Genomic DNA, 16,737 nt, shown 5'->3' on the forward strand with positions numbered 1-16,737 from the left:
TCAACAAATCACGGCGCCGAGCGCGCCACAGGGAGCAGGCATGCTGGAAAAGCTGTTTCAACTCAAGGCACACAACACCAACGTGCGTACCGAGATTCTCGCCGGTATCACGACATTCCTGGCCATGGCCTACATCCTGTTCGTCAACCCGAGCATTCTCGGCGAGACCGGCATGGACAAGGGCGCGCTGTTTGTCGCCACTTGCCTGGCGGCGGCCATCGGCTCGACGATCATGGGCCTGATCGCCAACTACCCGATTGCCCTGGCACCGGGCATGGGCCTGAACGCCTTCTTTACCTACACCGTGGTCCTGCACCTGGGCCATACCTGGCAAGTGGCGCTGGGTGCGGTGTTTATCTCCGCCGTGCTGTTTTTCCTGCTGTCGATCTTCCGCATCCGCGAATGGATCATCAATGCCATCCCCCTGCCCCTGCGCTCGGCGATTGCCGCCGGTATCGGCCTGTTCCTGGCGCTGATCGCCCTGCATAACGCCGGCATCGTGGTCAGCAACCCGGCGACCATGCTGGGCATGGGCGACCTGGCCAAACCCGCCCCCATCCTCGCCACCCTGGGGTTCTTCCTGATCGTGGCCCTGGAAGCCTTGAAAGTGCGCGGCGCGGTGTTGATCGGCATCCTTGCGGTGACCATCGCCGCCATCGCGCTCGGCGTCACCCCATTCGGCGGCGTGGTATCGATGCCTCCGTCCCTGGACCCGACCTTCCTGCAACTGGACATCGCCGGCGCCCTGGACGTGGGCTTGATCAGCGTGATCTTCGCTTTCCTGTTCGTTGACCTGTTCGACAACTCCGGCACCCTGATCGGCGTCGCCAAGCGCGCCGGCCTGATGGGCAAGGACGGCCACATGCCGAAAATGGGCCGCGCCCTGATTGCCGACAGCACTGCGGCCATGGCCGGTTCGTTGCTGGGTACCTCGACCACCACCAGCTACATCGAGTCGGCGGCTGGCGTGAGTGCGGGTGGCCGCACTGGCCTGACGGCCATCGTGGTCGCGATCATGTTCCTGCTGGCGCTGTTCTTCTCGCCGCTGGCGGCCAGCGTCCCGGCATTTGCCACCGCACCCGCGCTGCTGTTTGTCGCAGTGTTGATGACCTCGGGCCTGGCGGAAATCGACTGGGACGATATTACTGTTGCCGCGCCGGTGGTGATCACCGCCCTGGCGATGCCCTTCACTTACTCCATCGCCAACGGCATCGCCTTCGGCTTCATCGCCTGGACCGGTATCAAGCTGCTGACAGGCCGCTACCGTGAACTCAACCCAGCGCTGGTGATCCTGTCGATCCTGTTCGTGATCAAGCTAGGCTGGTTCCCCGCATGACTTTTGACGCAGCAAGTTACGCCCTGCAACTGCAAGAAAAGGTCACGCGCTTGCGTGACCTGCTCGCGCCGTTCGATGCGCCCGAGCCACAGGTATTCGATTCGCCCCTGCAGAACTTCCGCCTGCGCGCCGAGTTCCGCCTGTGGCGCGAAGGCGGTCAGCGCCATTACGCGATGTTCTCCCAGGACGACAAGCGCACGCCGATCCTGATCGAAGAGTTTCCCATCGCCAGCCTGCGCATCAACCAGTTGATGCCGCAACTCAAGGCCGCCTGGCAAGCCAGTGCCGCCCTGAGCCACAAGCTGTTCCAGGTGGAGTTCCTCACCACCCTGGCCGGCGATGCGATGATCACGCTGTGCTATCACCGCCCGCTGGATGAGCATTGGCACACCGCTGCCAACAAGCTGGCGGCCGACCTGAACGTCAGCATCATCGGCCGTTCCAAGGGCAAGCGCGATGTGATCGGCCACGACTATGTGGTGGAGAAACTCGATGTCGGCGGTCGCACCTTCAGCTATCGCCAGCCCGAAGGCGCCTTCACCCAGCCCAACGGCACGGTGAACCAGAAAATGCTCAACTGGGCCTATGACGCCCTGGGCGATCGCAGTGATGACCTGCTGGAGCTGTATTGCGGCAACGGCAACTTCACCCTGCCCCTGGCTACCCGCGTGCGCAAAGTGCTGGCCACCGAGATCAGCAAGACCTCGGTCAACGCAGCCCTGAGCAACCTCGACGAAAACGCAGTGGATAACGTCACCCTGGTGCGCCTGTCCGCCGAAGAACTGACCCAAGCCCTGAACGAAGTGCGGCCATTCCGACGCCTGCACGGTATCGACCTCAAGAGCTATGAGTTCGCCAGCATCTTCGTCGACCCGCCCCGCGCAGGCATGGACCCGGACACCTGCGAGTTGACCCGGCGCTTCGAGAACATCCTGTACATTTCCTGCAACCCGGAAACGCTGGCGGCGAACATTGCGCAACTGCATGACACGCACCGCATCACCCGGTGTGCGATGTTCGACCAGTTCCCGTGGAGCCACCATATGGAATCGGGCGTGCTGCTGACCCGGCGCTAAACCCTCAGTCCCGGCAGATCTGGAAAAATGTAGGAGCGGGCTTGCCCGCGATTACGGTGTATCAGTCAAAATCTATCTGGCTGACCCACCGTAATCGCGGGCAAGCCCGTTCCCACATAAGCCCGCTACCCCGGCTGTGCATCATTGCTCCTTGCGTGGCCGGCCGCCCTGCTTGCCATTGGCGCGGGCGGCGGCCGACTTGGCGGCGCCTTCTAAGTGCCAGGGCCGGAACGCTGGAACACCTTGCTCAGAACTTGTACTCAAGCATCCCGCTCAACGTACGGCCCCGCGCCAGGCTGAGGTTGTTGGCGTCGCCCATGGCCACGAAATAGGCTTCATCGGTGGCGTTTTCCAGGGCCAGGCCAAGGTTCAAATGGTCGGTCATCCAGTAACTGGCATACAGGTCGTAGAGGGTGTACTGCGGCCACAGTGCCTGGTCGATAAAGTCATAACCCTGCTGGTTGAGGTTGGCACCGTTGCCCGAGCTGTAGCGCACCCGCACGCCGGTATCCAGGCGTTTTTCCAGGAACCGCGCGCCCAACGTCACCGAGCCGCGATCCGCCGGCATATAGGTGGCGTTGCCCATGATCCGCCCGCAACTTTCCTTGTTGTTGGCAACGTCATCATCCAGCACTTCATAAGTAGTGACCGGCCGGATGCCGGGGCGCCCGTCCGGGCGGATGTAGGACTCGATCCGCGTAGTCCGCGGCCCGCTGGTCTTGGCTCCGCCCATGTAGTAGTTCTTCGAGCAGAAGTCGTTACTGCCGATCATATGGGTGTAGCTCAGGTTGGCGTAGGCCCGGCCCATGTCGTAGTTGAGCTGGTACTCCATACCGCGAAAGCGCGTCGGGCCGGTGTTGTTGACGTAGGCCATGGTTCCGAGAAAACCGCCGACACTGGTATCTGGCAAGCTGACGCTGTGGTTGAGGAACGAGAAATTGTCGATCTTGGTATCGAAGTAGGCGACCTTCATGCCCAGGCGGTCGTCGTTGAAAAACAGCCCTTCCTTGAACACGTTGACGCCCATTTCCCAATCCCGCGACTCTTCAGCCTTAAGGTACGGGTTGGGGAACACCCGCTCTGCCGAGCTGCCACCATGGGGGCGACCGGTCATGAAGGTTTCCGTGACCGCCGGCGGGCGCCAGCCCTTGCCCCAGCGCGCATAGAGTTGCATCCACTCAAGCCCCGGCTTGACGCCGATGCCGAAGGTGGGCGAGAAGTGCCCCTCTTCATTATCGATATCAAACACCTCGGCCACACGCTTGGCGCCCACCAGGCTGTTGTAGAAGCGGTCGCGCTTGTACAGGGTCATCCCGGTTTTGCCTTCAAGCCGGTAGCGGTCGTAACGCAGGCCGGCATCCAGGGTCAGCCAGTTGCCATATTCGTATTGCAGGTTGTTGAACAAGCTGGCGATGGTGCGTTTACCGCCCGGGGTGTCGCCTTCGACATACGGCAGCAGCCCCTGGAGGTTGACCGCCTCGACCTTGTTGGTGCGCGGCTTGAATTGGTCCTGGTACATCTCCAGGCCGTAGTTCCATTTGACCCGGCCCAGTGCCTCGAAATCGAAGCGCGAGGTGTTGTCCGCTTGCAGGCCCCAGGTATCGGTCTGGAAGTGATCGGTGTAGCCGCCGACCTCGTTGCCCGTACCAGGTGACGACAGGTTTGGCGCATTGGTGCGTTCCAACTGGGTGCTGACGTAATACGCCTTGGCCTTGAAATCGATCAGCGGGTTGTCTGGCGTGTAGCTGTAGTCCAGCGCGACGTTCTTGGCCGCAAGGTTGTTCTTGCTCACGCGCCGGTAGTAAACGCTTTGTGCATCGTCGGCGGTATAGGCCCAGGCGTCGTTGCTGTCACTGTCGCTTTGCAGGTAGCTCAGTTGCACACGCTGGTCATTGGGCAGGTTCAGGCCCAGTTTGACGATCTGCGAGCGAGTCACGCTGCCCATATCGCCGACCTCGCTGTTCAACCAATCATCAAACGCCTCGGGCTGATACTTGCGCGCGCGCAGGTTGGTGCCCAGCTTCTGGTCGTTGTGGGTGCCGGCGTGGTAATCGCCGAAATGCCGCTCGCTGTAACCCAGCAGCACATCGCCACGCTCATCGCCAAAGGCAAATACACCGCTGCCATTGAAGTGGGTGCCATTGCCCAGTTTGCCGATGCCATTACCCGCGCGCAGACGCCCGCCGTACTCCTTGCCATCGGCCAGGAACTCGCTGGCGTCCAGGGTCTTGAATGACGCAATACCACCGAGCACCGCCGCACCGCCCATGCCCGACTGGCTGCCTTTGTCGATCTCGATGCTGGAGATAAATTCAGGGTCGATCACCATCGTGCCGTTGCGCTGCTGGTGGCCGTTGACGTTGAAGTTCTGGCGCATGCCGTCAATGTTCATATTGACCCGGCCATAGTCCTGCACCCCACGGATATTCACCGACAAGCCAGGGTCACGCTGGTTGACGGCGGTGTAGACACCGGCGGTTTCCTCGAGCATGTCGGCGGCGTGCCGGGGTGGGCGCTTGTCGATCTGCTCGCGGGTGATCACCGCCACCGAGCGCGGGGTTTCATACACCCAGTCACTGGGCTTGCCGTTGGTGTTGGCGTTGATGGTGGTGGTGCCAACGGTCAACGCGTTGTCCTGTTCGACATTGACGCGATTGAGGGTGACCTGGCGCTCGCCGGTGAAGCGATACTCCACCGGCGCACTGCCCAACAAACGCCCCAGGCCTTCCTGGACACTGTATTGGCCCTTCAGCGCGGTGCTGCTGAGGCCTTGCAGGCGCGGGCTATCGAACAGCACCTGCAAACCAGCCTGGTCGGCAAACGCCAGGACCGCGCCGCCCAGGGGTTGGGCGGGAATATCGAACATCAGCGTCGCAGGCTGCGAAGCGCCGGCCACCGGGGCGGCGGCGTAGGCCTGCCCGGCGCTGGCAAACAGACCCAAGTGAATGGCCAGGGCCAACCGGCTGCCGGTGACGCGCCCTTTGGTGATTGCAGACATCGTTGTGATCCCTTCGCTGAGCGTTTTTTGTTTATGCGAATACTTCTCGATTAGCAAGACGCGTCAGGGATAGAGACTCAGTAAGTGTTTCTGAAAATTGTTTGAAGATCAGCCAGGAATGCGGGCTTGTGTAGGAGCTGGCTTGCCGGCGATGCAGGCAACTCGGTCTACCAGGTAGACCGAGGTGATGCTATCGCAGGCTAGCCAGCACCCACACAAAAGCGCCCGTTCACAGGGAGGTTTGCGGTATGTCAGTAGATCAGGCTGACACCCGCCAGATCAAAACGGTGCACCTGCAGCTCTTCGGTCAAGGTGCCCAGCGCCTTGTCCAGCATGTCGAGGCGCACCACCGCACTGACTTCACGCTTGCCCAGCTCGGCATTGCGCAGCACCACCCGCCCGGGGCGGTAGCGATTGAGTTCTTCAACCACCTTGGCCAGCGGCTGGCGGTCGAACACCAGCACCCCGCGCCGCCAACTGGTGGCCCGCGCCAGGTCGAAGCCGGGCAGGCCTTTCACACCGCCCTGCGCACTGTAGCGGGCGGCCTGCCCCTCCTCGAGGACCGTGGTTTGCGGCCGGTCTTGCTGGGTCACGGCCACGCTGTGTTGCAGCACGCCCACCCACGCCTGGTCGTCTGCCTCGCGGCCGACCACAAAACGCGTGCCCAGGGCCCGGGTTTGCCCGCCGGCACTTTGCACCACGAACGGCCGGGTTTCCTGCCCGACCATGGGCGCCACGTCAAAAATCGCCGAGCCGGCCAGCAGGCTGATCCGCCGCTGCTCGCCGTCGAAATCCAGGCGGATGGCGCTGGAGGAATCCAGCTCCACGGTACTGCCGTCCGCCAGGCGCACCATGCGCACTTCGCCCTTGGCGGTCAGGTAGTCGGCCTGCATCTGCAGCAAGGCTTGCGGCGCCTGCAACCAGCCAATTCCGGCGACCACCAGCAACAGCGCGACACTTGCGGCCACGCGCCATGGCCGCCGACGCTGGGCGCGGCGCAGTGGCATGCCTGCCGACGGCGGGCGCTGGCGATGCACGGGCGTATCTGTTGGCAAATCACCCAGCGCCGCCCAGGTCTGCCGGGCAAAATCCAGTTCCGCGGCGTGGCGGCTGTCGCTGGCAATCCAGCGTTGCAGTTCGGCGTGTTCCTGCACACCCAGCCCGCCCGCATGCAGGCGCACCGCCCAATCGGCGGCGACCTCGGTAATGCTGGGCTGTTGCGACTCCTGGCTATTCACGTGTGAGTCTCGAATTCTCGTTGTATGAAACAGTGACGTTTGAGCAGCGTTTTTTCAGTAAATCATTCGTCGGACGGCGTCACATCGCCCTCCCGCAAACGCTGCATGACATGCGCCAGTGCCTTGGCCAGATGCTTTTGCACTGAACTGTCGGAAATTTCAAGATGCCGCGCAACCTGGGCGTGGGTCATGCCCTCGACGCGGTTGAGGCGGAAAATCTGCTGGGTGCGCTCCGGCAGTTCCGCCAACGCCTGCTTCAATGCCTGTCGCTGTTGCTGCGCCATTGCCTGAGCCTCCAACCCGGCCACTTCATCTTCAATCTCGGCCAACGCCTCATGGGGCACGGAGTCGGTCTTGCGCCGGGCCTCCTGGCGGATATGGTCGATCAAAAGATTGCTCGCCGTGCGGTAGAGATAACCCTGGGAGTTGTCGATCCGCTCGCTGGACGGCTTTTGCGCCAGGCGCAGGAAGCTCTCCTGCACCAGGTCCGCAGCCAACTGAGGGTCCCGTACCTTGCGCAGCAAATACCGGCGCAGGGTATCGGCATGCTTGAGAAACAGGCCCTTGAGATCCACGTCCGACAAACCGACTCCCTGGGGATGTAAAGGAAACAGGCGGGCATCTTAAGCGTTGTCGAGAATGATTTTCAATTGATATCAACTCTTGGGCAGTACCGGCAGGCCGTATTCAGCGTTCGATAATCGAACGGTTATCCACGGCATGGCGCCTGGCCAATTGACCAAATTAACCATTCAGTACATTTTGTCTCCATCAATAAAAACAACAGTGGAGACATCCCCATGCCGCCTATCGTACTGGTCCTCAACGGCCCCAACCTGAACCTGCTCGGCACCCGCGAACCGGCCACCTATGGCCACGAGACCCTGGCTGACGTCGCCGCGCTATGTGGGCGCAGTGCCGAACAGTTCGGGCTGAAACTGGAATTTCGCCAGACCAACCACGAAGGCGAGTTGCTGGACTGGATCCATGGCGCCCGTGCCCGGTGCGCCGGGATTGTGATCAACCCGGCGGCCTGGACCCACACCTCGGTGGCCATCCGCGACGCCCTGGTGGCCAGTGAACTGCCAGTGATCGAAGTGCATCTGTCCAACGTGCATGCCCGTGAACCCTTCCGCCATCACTCCTTTGTTTCCCCTATCGCCAAGGCCGTGCTCGCCGGGTTTGGCAGCCACGGTTATCACCTGGCCCTCGAACATTTCAGTCGGGAGCTCAAATGAAACCGCGCATTCTTGCCGGCCTGATCGGCGCGGGCATCCAGGCGTCCCGCACGCCGGCCCTGCATGAGCAGGAAGGCGATGCCCAGGGTCTGCGCTACTTGTATCGACTGATCGACCTGGACCCGCTGCAACTGGACAACAGCGCCCTACCCGAGCTGCTCAAGGCCGCCGAGCAGATGAACTTCACCGGGTTGAACATCACCTACCCGTGCAAGCAGGCGATCCTGCCGTTGCTCGATGAGCTGTCGCCCGAAGCCCAGGGCATCGGCGCGGTCAACACCGTGGTCTGGCGCGATGGCAAGCGCATCGGTCACAACACCGACTGCCTGGGTTTCGCCGAAGGGTTTCGCCGTGGCCTGCATGAGGCTGCGCGCCAGCGCGTGGTGCAGATGGGCGCTGGTGGCGCGGGCGCGGCAGTGGCCCATGCACTGCTGGCCGAAGGTGTCGGGCAGTTGAGTATTTTCGATGTGGACCATGGGCGCGCGCAAAGCCTGGCGGATAACCTCAACCAGCATTTCGGCCCCGGCCGCGCGCATGCCGCCAGTGATCTGGACAGCGCGATGGCGGCGGCTGACGGGCTGGTCAATACCACGCCCATGGGCATGGCCAAGCTGCCGGGCATGCCAGTGCCAGCCGTGTTGCTACGCGCAGATTTGTGGGTCGCGGAAATCGTCTACTTCCCGCTGGAAACCGAGCTGCTGCGCAGCGCCCGGGCCTTGGGCTGCCGCACGCTGGATGGAGGGAATATGGCGGTGTTCCAGGCGGTGAAGGCCTTTGAGTTGTTCAGTGGTGAGAAAGCAGATGCACAAAGGATGCTCGATCATTTCCAACACATGAATACCTCACTGTAGAAACCGGATCCTAATGTGGGAGCTGGCTTGCCTGCGATAGCGCAATGCCAGTCAAGAATATGTTGACTGACATTGCGCTATCGCAGGCAAGCCAGCTCCCACACAAGCCCGCACGACATTGAATTCGGCGGTGGATCAGGCCTGTAGGTAACGCAGCACCGACTCGCAGATCATCGCGCGATGCCGTTGCTTGATCGCTTCATCCGACAATTCGATCTGAAAAATCTCACTGAAGGTATGCCGGTTGGACACCCGGTAAAAGCTGAACGAGTTGATCAGCAAATGCACATCCAGCGGCTCCAGCCCCGCGCGAAATACCCCCAGCTCCGCGCCCCGGCGCAAGGTCGCGCCCAACGCCTCCAGGATATTGCTGTTCATCGCCTTGATCGCATCCGACTGTTTCACATACTCGGCGTTGTGAATGTTCTCGATGCTGACAATCCGCACAAAATCCACGTTCTGGTCGTGGTGATCGAAGGTGAATTCCACCAGGCGCCGGATCGCTTCACGGGGTTCCAGTTCAGTGAGGTTCATCCGAGTTTCGGTGTTGCGGATATCACCGTAGAGCTTTTCCAGGACCTCGACGTACAGCTGCTCCTTGCTGCCGAAGTAGTAATAGATCATGCGCTTGGAGGTGTGGATGCGCTCAGCGATGGCGTCCACCCGCGCCCCGGAAAGCCCCTGCTGCACGAACTCGACAATGGCCTCTTGCAGAATGTTCTCGCGGGTTTTTTCCGGGTTGTTCTTGCGACTCTTGCGCGGCGCCAGGGGGGCGTCGGGCAGTTCGGACGTCGGGGTCATGGTGCGCTCACGGCCATTTATGCAGGCCGTGATTATGGGCCGCCGCGTCTCACGAAGGAAGCGCCAACGCCCTACAACTTGGCCTGGCGCACCGCGCCGCTGCGCGACTTCGCCATGGCTGCCAGGCGTACCGCCACATTGGCCGCGCCATAGCCGGCGTAGCCGTTCTTGCGCTGGATGATCTCGAAGAAAAACCGCCCTTCGAACGGTTCGGTGTACACATGAAACAGCTCACCGCCCTGGGCGTCACGGTCGTACAGCACGTTGTAGTACGCCAGTTCGCTGAGGAACTGATCGTCGAAATCAAAACGCGCTGCCAGGTCATCGTAGTAGTTGAGGGGGATATCCAGCAGTGGCACGCCCGCCTCCTTGGCCCGGCTGACTTCGGCGAAAATGTCCGCGCAATCGAAGGCAATGTGGTGCACGCCGGAGCCACGGTAGCTCGATAGCGCGTGGGAAATTGCCGTATTGCGGTTCTCGGAAATATTCAGCGGCAGGCGGATCGAACTGCAGCGGCTGCGCAGCGCCCGACTCTTGACCAGGCCATAAGGGTCCGGCAGCACCACTTCATCGTCGGCCTCGAAATCCAGCAGGCTTTTGTAGAACAGCACCCAACTGTCGAGGCTGTCGGCCGGCAAAGCCATGGCCATATGGTCGATGCGCAGCAAGCCGCCGCCGCTGGTGCTGGACGCTTGCAGGTTGAAATCGGTGTCGTAGATCCCACCGGCATGCTGGTCCACCAGGTAGATCAGGCTGCCATCCGGCGCACGCACCGCCGCCAGCTCCAGTTCGTTGGGCCCGACCAGGCCGCGATAAGGCTGGCCCTTGTAGGCCACCGCCCGCTCCAGGGCCTTGGCGCTGTCTTTGACGCGAATCGCCGTGGCGCACAACGACGGGCCATGGGCCTCGAAAAAGTTGTGGGCAAAGGAGTACGGCTCGCAGTTGAGGATCAGGTTGATATCACCCTGGCGCAGCAGGCTCACACTCTTGGAACGGTGCTGCCCGGCCTTGACGAAGCCCAGGCGTTGCAGCCATTGGGTCAGCCGGGCGCCGAGGTTTTCATCCACCGCAAACTCCAGGAACTCGATACCGTCGTACTCGCTGGCGGCCGGGGTCTCGAACAGGATATCCAACGGCGCGGCCTGCTGCTCCAGGCGTTGGCGGGTCTTCTCTTCCAGGTACAGCAGCGAGCGCAAACCATCCGCCGCGTTGGCCCGGGTGGGCGCGGCGCGAAAGCCGTCGTTGAAAATCTCCAGGGACAGCGGCCCGGTGTAGCCACTCTGGATGATCGGCGCAAGAAAACCCGGCAGGTCGAACTCGCCCTGGCCAGGGAAGCAGCGAAAGTGCCGGCTCCACTCCAGCACGTCCATGGCCAGGATCGGCGCGTCGGCCATTTGCACGAAGAAGATTTTGTCACCAGGGATCTGGGCGATAGCCGCCGGATCGCCCTTGAGCGACAAGGTATGAAAACTGTCCAGCAGCACCCCGAGGCTCGGGTGATCGATCTCCCGCACCAGTTGCCACACCTGTTGCCAGGTATTGACGTGCCGGCCCCAGGCCAGGGCTTCATAGCCAATGCGCAAGCCACGGCGCCCGGCGTGTTCGGCCAGCAGGCTGAGGTCATCACGCAGGATCGAATGCTCGCCCGTGGAATCCGCCGAGGCATTGCTGCACACCAGCACCAAGTCAGTGCCCAGCTCCTGCATCAGGTCGAACTTGCGCTCGGCCCGCTCCAGGTTGCGCGCCAGGCGTTCACGGCGGCATCCTTCAAAGTCGCGAAACGGCTGGAACAAGGTGATGGCAATGCCCAGGTCGGCACACATCTGCCGCACTTCACGGGGGCTGCCGTCGTAATACAGCAAGTCGTTCTCGAAGATTTCCACCCCATCAAACCCGGCCGCAGCAATGGCTTCGAGCTTTTCCGGCAGGGTGCCGCTCAAGGAAACAGTGGCGATGGAACGTTGCATGGGGTGACTCCCGGCAATGAAGGCTGGTCTTGTTTGCGGCAAATTATTGGCCGCGCGCGATAAAGCAGCAATTTAAAATGTACCAACCGGTTAGTTTTATGGGCGATTATCGAACACAATGGCGATTGGCGAATTGACGATTTTTTAGCCACTGCGCACCATCGATTGCGCATCCAGGGCCGTTTTCTCAAGGCGCCTACCTGTGATCAAGACCCAGAACACACCATAAAAATTTCAAAAAACGGGTACCTCTCATGCCTTCGCAAAATTCCGCCGTGGCCCCGCGCCCCGGCAACCCGCAAGCGGCCATTGGCGACAAGATTCGCGGCGCCCTCGCCGTTGGCAAAACCCGCTGGGGCATGCTGTCCCTGGTGTTTTTCGCCACCACCCTGAACTACATCGACCGCGCCGCCCTGGGCGTGATGCAACCGATCCTGGCCAAGGAGATGAGCTGGACGGCGATGGACTACGCCAACATCAACTTCTGGTTCCAGGTCGGCTACGCCATTGGTTTTGTGTTGCAAGGCCGGTTGATCGACCGGGTCGGCGTCAAGCGCGTGTTCTTCTGCGCAGTGCTGTTGTGGAGCATCGCCACCGGCGCCCACGGCCTGGCGACCTCGGCGGTAGGCTTTATGGTCTGCCGCTTTATCCTCGGCCTGACCGAAGCGGCCAACTACCCCGCTTGCGTCAAGACCACCCGCCTGTGGTTCCCCGCCGGCGAGCGAGCAGTGGCTACCGGGATCTTCAACGCCGGCACCAACGTCGGCGCCATGCTCACGCCAATGTTGCTGCCGCTGGTGCTGCATGTGTGGGGCTGGCAGGCCGCCTTTTTGTGCATGGCGGCACTGGGTGGGATCTGGCTGGTGTTCTGGGGCCTGAAGTACTACAACCCGGAAGACCATCCGAGCGTAAAACAGTCAGAACTGGACTACGTGCAACAGGAAGTCGAGCCGGAACAGCCCCGCGTGCCTTTCAGCCGCATCCTGCGCATGCGCGGCACCTGGGCCTTCGCTATTGCCTATGCCCTGACCGCCCCGGTGTTCTGGTTCTACCTGTACTGGCTGCCGCCGTTCCTCAACCAGCAATACAACCTGGGGATCAACGTGACGCAGATGGGTATCCCGCTGATCATCATTTACCTGACGGCGGACTTCGGCAGTGTGGGCGGCGGGATTCTGTCCTCGTTCCTGATCGGGCGCGGCATGCAGCCGATCAAGGCGCGCTTGCTGTCGATGCTGCTGTTTGCCTGCTGCATCGTCGGCGTGATCATGGCCGCAGGTTCCAGCCAGCTGTGGGTCGCGGTGTTTGCCATCTCCCTGGCCATCGGCGCGCACCAGGCCTGGACTGCCAACATCTGGAGCCTGGTGATGGACTACACGCCCAAGCACATGATGAGCACGGTGTTTGGCTTTGGCGGGATGTGCGCGGCTATCGGCGGGATGTTCATGACGCAGATCGTCGGCCATATCCTGACCGTGACCCATAACAACTACACCGTGCTGTTCACCCTGATCCCGGCGATGTACTTCATCGCCCTGACCTGGATGTACTTCATGGCGCCGCGCAAGATCCCCACCGTCGCGGTGTGACTCAACGCCGCCGCTGCTGCCAGGCAGCGGCCAAGCCACTCAGGCAGATCACCCCGATCCCGACCACCGTGGTCAGGTCCGGGGTGTGATTGAACACCAGCCAGCCCAACAACCCCGCAAACACGATCTGGCAATAGCCAAACGGTGCCAGCAAGGCCGGCGCGGCAAAGCGGAAGGCCTGGGTCAGCATCAAGTGCGCGGTCATCCCGCAGGTCCCCAGCGCCAGCATCAACAGGCCGTGGCCCAGGCTCGGCACCTCCCAGAAAAACGGCACCAGCGCGCTCATCACCAGGGTGTTGCACAGGCCGGCGAAGAAGTTGCTGGTGGTCGGGCTGTCGTACTGGCTGAGGATACGGGTCAGCAGTTGGTAGAAGCAGAAGAACAACGCCGAGACCAACGGCAACAACACCGCCGGGGTGAACAACTCACCGCCCGGGTGCACGATGATGATCACCCCGACAAACCCGCAGATCACCGCCAGCCACTGGCCACGCGTTACATGCTCGCCCAGCAGCGGAACCGACAGGGCCGTCACCAGGATCGGCGCGAGGAAGTTCACCGCCGTGGCCTCCGCCAGCGGGATGTAATGCAGGGCTGCGGTAAAAAACAGGCTGGTACCCAACAGGCACAAGGCCCTGGCCACCTGCAACAACGGGCGCTTGCTGCGCAGCACACGCAGGCCCGATTGCGGCAGGAAAATCCCCGCCATCAGCAGCGTATGCACCATGTAGCGGGCCCACACCACCATCACGATCGGATAGAAGCCGGCGAGGTATTTGGACAAGGCGTCGTGGCTGGAAAACAAAAACGTCGCCAGCACAATCAGCACGATGCCCTTGAAGGGATGGTTGACGCCGGAAAGAGGGGTGCTGAGGGTCATTGAATTCTCGTGCGTGACAGGCTGAAATGACCGCCGCAAGCAGTGGCACTCAACGCGCTAATCTAGAGCGGGTGGTGCATCGGTCTCAAGAGCATAACCAAACAGCGGGCGATCAGCGCACTAATTCGCCCAAACCCAGTCCAACGCTGCACGCCAGCCTGCCATTGCAGGCTTTTTAACCAAGGCCAATCCCCGATGAAAAAAACCCTGTTGCTCCTTTCGACCCTCGCCCTGCTCAGCGCCTGCGATAAAGCCCCCGAGGCCCCGAAGCCCGCACCGCCATCGGTCCAGGCGACCCTGGTGCCGCAAACCCCGCCCACCGACAAATGGGTCGGCAAGTGGATCGGCGTCGAAGGCCTGCACCTGACCGTCAGCAAGGACGACAGCATCGGCCGCGGGCATTACCTGCTGAGCATGCAATACGGCCTGGATGCCGACGCCTCCGGCACGTTTAAAGGTGAGGCCAGCGAAGACGGCATCACCTTCAACCGCCCGGACGGCCCGCAGATGCTGCGTGCCGGCGACGGCGCAGCCACTGGCTTGAAATGGCTGGCAGATAAAAAAGATTGCCTGGTGGTCAATACGGGCGAAGGGTATTGCCGCGAATAACGGCCATACTCAATCACAACCCCCACTGTAGGAGCCGGCTTGCCGGCGATAGCGGCCGATTTAGCGCGCGGGGCGTCAGGTAGCCAACATCATCGTTGACGACCATCGCCGGCAAGCCGGCTCCTACAAAAACGCGGTGCAAACAGGTACATCAAGAGGATTGCCCCATGCTATGGAAAAAGGGTCGACGCAGTGACAACGTGGTCGACGCGCGCAATGACGGCGGCGGTGGCGGCGGCATGCGCTTTGGCGGCGGTAAGGGCCTGAGCCTGACCGCCATCGTACTGATCGTCGGCATCGGCCTGCTCACCGGCCAGGACCCGATGCAGATCCTCGGGCAACTGAGCGGCCAGATGACCGAGCAGGCCCCTTCGGTCAGCCCGCAAACACGCCAGGCACCGCCCGCCAATGATGAGCAGGCAGACTTCGTACGCGCCGTACTGGGCGACACCGAAGACACCTGGGGCCAGGTGTTCCAGGAAAACGGCCTGGCCTACAAGAACCCCAAGTTGATCCTGTTCCGTGGCCGGGTGAATTCCGCCTGCGGTGGCGCGACCTCCGCCAGCGGCCCGTTCTACTGCCCGGCCGACCAGCAGGTCTACCTGGACCTGGATTTCTTCCGGGAAATGTCCCAGCGCTTCCAGGCGGCCGGCGACTTTGCCCAGGCCTATGTGATTGCCCACGAAGTCGGCCACCACGTGCAGACCCTGCTGGGGATTTCGTCGAAGATCCAGGTCGCGCGCCAGCAAGGCCGGCAGATGCAAGGCGATGGCGGCCTGCTGGTGCGCCAGGAACTACAGGCCGACTGCTTCGCCGGAGTCTGGGCCAACCGGGCGCAAAAGCGCCTGAACTGGCTGGAACCGGGCGACATCGAAGAAGCACTGAACGCCGCCAACGCCATCGGCGATGACCGCCTGCAGCAACAGGGCCAGGGCCGCGTGGTACCCGACTCGTTCACCCATGGCACCTCGCAGCAGCGGGTCCGCTGGTTCAAGACTGGCTTTGCCCAGGGCCAGATCAGCCAATGCGATACGTTTTCGGCCAAGAGTCTTTAAATGAACAGACAATCCGCATGGCTGCTGGGCTTGATGGTCACCTGCTCTGCCACCACCTTCGCCGCCGGGCAGGCGGTCAAGGTGGTCAGCCCCGAGCGTTTCGCCCTGCAAGCCGGCGACCTGAGCCTGGGCCTGAGCCAGGACTGGCGCCAGCCACTGCCGCAGGTGACCCGCGCGCTGATCATCGTGCATGGCCGGCTGCGCAACGCCCAGACCTACCTCAAAAGCGCCGAAGACGCAGCGGCCCATGCCGGGCAAAGTGCCAATACCCTGGTGATCGCGCCGCAGTTTCTCAACGCGGCCGATATCCAGCGCCATCACCTGGGCGATAGCGTGCTGCGCTGGCATGGCAATGGGTGGATGGCTGGCGAGGCGTCAATCGGCCATGGCCAGATCAGTTCCTACGGCGCCCTGGACCAGATCATCAAGCACTTGGGCAATCGCAAGCTGTTCCCGGCCCTCAAGGAAATAGTGGTCGCCGGGCATTCCGGTGGCGGGCAGGTGGTGCAGCGCTTTGCCCTGACCGGCCATGACCACTCGGCGCTGCAAGCAGCGGGGATCAGCCTGCGCTATGTGATCGCCAACCCGTCGTCCTACGCCTACTTCAGCCCGCAACGCCCGGTGCAGTTTGCCCCGGCCAGTTGCCCGGACTTCAATGATTGGAAGTACGGCATGCAAAAGCTGCCGGCCTACGCCAATGGCCAAAGCCCCCAGCAACTGGAAAAAGCCTACGTCGCGCGCGATATCACTTACCTGCTGGGCCAGCAGGATACCGACCCCAACCACCCGGCCCTGGACAAGAGCTGCGCAGCAGAGACCCAGGGGGCTTATCGGCTGATTCGTGGGCACAACTATTTTGACTACCTCAAGCTGCGGCATCCGCAATTGAGCCAGAGGTTGGTTGAAGTGCCAGGGGTTGGGCATGACGGCGACAAGATGTTCACCTCGCCCGAGGGGCAGAAGGCCGTGTTCCACTGATCCCCCTAATCAAAAATGTAAGAGCTGGCTTGCCTGCGATAGCGACGGATCAGTCAACATCTGTATTGGCTGACCCACCGTTATCGCTGGCAAGCCAGCTCCTACCGGTGATTTGTGGGGG

14 protein-coding genes are annotated in these 16,737 nt (G+C 61.9%); 8 read left to right on the top strand and 6 right to left on the bottom strand.

Features of this window, described 5'->3' with window-relative positions; translation table 11 throughout:
- Positions 1 to 40 precede the first annotated feature (40 nt).
- Both ACSSVH_RS22595 and trmA read left to right on the top strand, forming a co-directional pair.
- Positions 41 to 1,336 (top strand): NCS2 family permease, encoded by a 1,296-nt coding sequence (locus ACSSVH_RS22595; protein ID WP_492633761.1) that lies wholly within the window; start codon positions 41 to 43, stop codon positions 1,334 to 1,336.
- Positions 1,333 to 2,412 carry a tRNA (uridine(54)-C5)-methyltransferase TrmA gene (gene trmA / locus ACSSVH_RS22600; protein WP_492633762.1) on the top strand — a complete coding sequence of 360 codons (1,080 nt, stop codon included), beginning with the start codon at positions 1,333 to 1,335 and terminating at the stop codon, positions 2,410 to 2,412. Before ACSSVH_RS22595 ends, trmA begins: the two co-directional genes overlap by 4 nt.
- Before the next feature lie 247 nt (positions 2,413 to 2,659).
- Here trmA and ACSSVH_RS22605 read toward each other — a convergent pair whose 3' ends face one another.
- The 3 genes from ACSSVH_RS22605 to ACSSVH_RS22615 all read right to left on the bottom strand — a co-directional run bounded on the left by ACSSVH_RS22605 (position 2,660) and on the right by ACSSVH_RS22615 (position 7,232).
- Positions 2,660 to 5,410, bottom strand: a complete 2,751-nt coding sequence (locus ACSSVH_RS22605) for a TonB-dependent receptor (RefSeq protein WP_169951116.1) — start codon at positions 5,408 to 5,410, stop codon at positions 2,660 to 2,662.
- Between the two features lie 251 nt (positions 5,411 to 5,661).
- A complete protein-coding gene (locus ACSSVH_RS22610; RefSeq protein WP_492633763.1) occupies positions 5,662 to 6,648 on the bottom strand; it encodes a FecR family protein in 987 nt (328 codons plus the stop codon).
- Positions 6,649 to 6,710: 62 nt separating this feature from the next.
- Positions 6,711 to 7,232, bottom strand: a complete 522-nt coding sequence (locus tag ACSSVH_RS22615) for an RNA polymerase sigma factor (protein ID WP_032861829.1) — start codon at positions 7,230 to 7,232, stop codon at positions 6,711 to 6,713.
- Between the two features lie 216 nt (positions 7,233 to 7,448).
- On the opposite strand from ACSSVH_RS22615, the gene aroQ reads away from it, so the two are divergent.
- Positions 7,449 to 7,886 carry a type II 3-dehydroquinate dehydratase gene (gene aroQ, locus ACSSVH_RS22620; protein WP_032861827.1) on the top strand — a complete coding sequence of 146 codons (438 nt, stop codon included), beginning with the start codon at positions 7,449 to 7,451 and terminating at the stop codon, positions 7,884 to 7,886.
- Positions 7,883 to 8,737 (top strand): shikimate dehydrogenase, encoded by an 855-nt coding sequence (locus ACSSVH_RS22625; RefSeq protein ID WP_492633764.1) that lies wholly within the window; start codon positions 7,883 to 7,885, stop codon positions 8,735 to 8,737. The genes aroQ and ACSSVH_RS22625 overlap by 4 nt, the downstream gene beginning before the upstream one ends.
- 135 nt (positions 8,738 to 8,872) lie before the next feature.
- Here the strand turns inward: ACSSVH_RS22625 and ACSSVH_RS22630 are convergent, their stop codons facing one another.
- Entirely contained in the window at positions 8,873 to 9,538 is a 666-nt protein-coding gene (locus tag ACSSVH_RS22630) for a TetR/AcrR family transcriptional regulator (protein ID WP_057958369.1), read from the bottom strand.
- A gap of 71 nt (positions 9,539 to 9,609) precedes the next feature.
- Positions 9,610 to 11,505: a 3-dehydroshikimate dehydratase QuiC gene (gene quiC / locus ACSSVH_RS22635; protein ID WP_492633765.1), complete on the bottom strand. Its 1,896-nt coding sequence runs from the start codon at positions 11,503 to 11,505 to the stop codon at positions 9,610 to 9,612.
- A 254-nt stretch (positions 11,506 to 11,759) separates the two neighbouring features.
- Here quiC and ACSSVH_RS22640 point away from each other — a divergent pair, with 254 nt between their 5' ends.
- Positions 11,760 to 13,094 carry an MFS transporter gene (locus ACSSVH_RS22640; protein ID WP_492633766.1) on the top strand — a complete coding sequence of 445 codons (1,335 nt, stop codon included), beginning with the start codon at positions 11,760 to 11,762 and terminating at the stop codon, positions 13,092 to 13,094.
- Position 13,095: 1 nt separating this feature from the next.
- Here the strand turns inward: ACSSVH_RS22640 and ACSSVH_RS22645 are convergent, their stop codons facing one another.
- Entirely contained in the window at positions 13,096 to 13,974 is an 879-nt protein-coding gene (locus tag ACSSVH_RS22645; protein ID WP_169951130.1) for a DMT family transporter, read from the bottom strand.
- Positions 13,975 to 14,169: 195 nt separating this feature from the next.
- Here ACSSVH_RS22645 and ACSSVH_RS22650 point away from each other — a divergent pair, with 195 nt between their 5' ends.
- The 3 genes from ACSSVH_RS22650 (at position 14,170) to ACSSVH_RS22660 (ending at position 16,616) form a co-directional block, all read left to right on the top strand.
- Positions 14,170 to 14,583 carry a hypothetical protein gene (locus tag ACSSVH_RS22650; RefSeq protein ID WP_169951132.1) on the top strand — a complete coding sequence of 138 codons (414 nt, stop codon included), beginning with the start codon at positions 14,170 to 14,172 and terminating at the stop codon, positions 14,581 to 14,583.
- 167 nt (positions 14,584 to 14,750) lie between these two features.
- On the top strand, positions 14,751 to 15,638 hold the full coding sequence (gene ypfJ, locus ACSSVH_RS22655; protein ID WP_029292172.1) for a KPN_02809 family neutral zinc metallopeptidase: 888 nt from the start codon (positions 14,751 to 14,753) through the stop codon (positions 15,636 to 15,638).
- Positions 15,639 to 16,616 carry an alpha/beta hydrolase gene (locus ACSSVH_RS22660; protein WP_492633767.1) on the top strand — a complete coding sequence of 326 codons (978 nt, stop codon included), beginning with the start codon at positions 15,639 to 15,641 and terminating at the stop codon, positions 16,614 to 16,616.
- Positions 16,617 to 16,737 lie beyond the last annotated feature (121 nt).

The organism is Pseudomonas sp. HC1(2025) (genome assembly GCF_058742075.1).